Origin of the sequence: Kitasatospora nipponensis, assembly GCF_039528135.1 — a bacterium.
GTDB classification, from domain to species: Bacteria; Actinomycetota; Actinomycetes; order Streptomycetales; family Streptomycetaceae; genus Kitasatospora; species Kitasatospora nipponensis.
Genome location: NZ_BAAALF010000912.1, coordinates 1 through 594, shown reverse-complemented (window position 1 = coordinate 594; position 594 = coordinate 1). Strand labels below are relative to the sequence as shown.

The following is a 594-nucleotide window of genomic DNA, read 5'->3' as shown; positions in this document are numbered from 1 at the left end:
CTCACACCCGCCCAGGCCGCCTTGCGGATCGCCGAGGCCGTCAAGAGTTGAGCGCGGAAAATCGCCTTCCCGGAAGGGTCGTTGTGATTGTCTGGCCTCCTGTTGTCCGCATCCAGGAGGCCACCATGTCCGGAACGCCGCAGGAGATCTTCCAGAGGTACGTCTACGCCGGTTCCCTCACCCGGAATGCCGATGCCCTGGCCGAGAACTTCACCGTGGACGGCGTCCTGGAGGCACCGCTCGTACCGGCCGGCGCCGCCTTCTCCCGGCGACTGGTGGGCCGCGAGGAGATCCGCAGCGCGATGGCCGCGTACTACGAGCGGCTGCCGAAGGACGGCCCCGCACCGAACCTCGAGAAGACCGGATTCGTGCTGCACACCACCGCCGACCCGGACGTGTTCATCGCCGAGATCGACACGGTCTTCGACGGAGACGATGGCGGGGCGGACGTGACCGTCTCACTCGTACAGATCTTCCGCATCCATAACGGCAAGATCGCCCGGCTGCGCGACTACTTCGCACCCGAGCTGGTGAACTGACGACCTCGTGCCGGCCGCACCGAGGACGACGGAGCCCTTGCCGAGGTGGGCTGCC

The 594-nt window shown here is 67.0% G+C and carries 1 protein-coding gene; it reads left to right on the top strand.

Annotation, left to right across the window (positions count from 1 at the left end):
* The first annotated feature begins 125 nt into the window (after positions 1-125).
* Positions 126-539 (top strand): nuclear transport factor 2 family protein, encoded by a 414-nt coding sequence (locus ABD323_RS44025; protein ID WP_344447617.1) that lies wholly within the window; start codon positions 126-128, stop codon positions 537-539.
* Positions 540-594 lie beyond the last annotated feature (55 nt).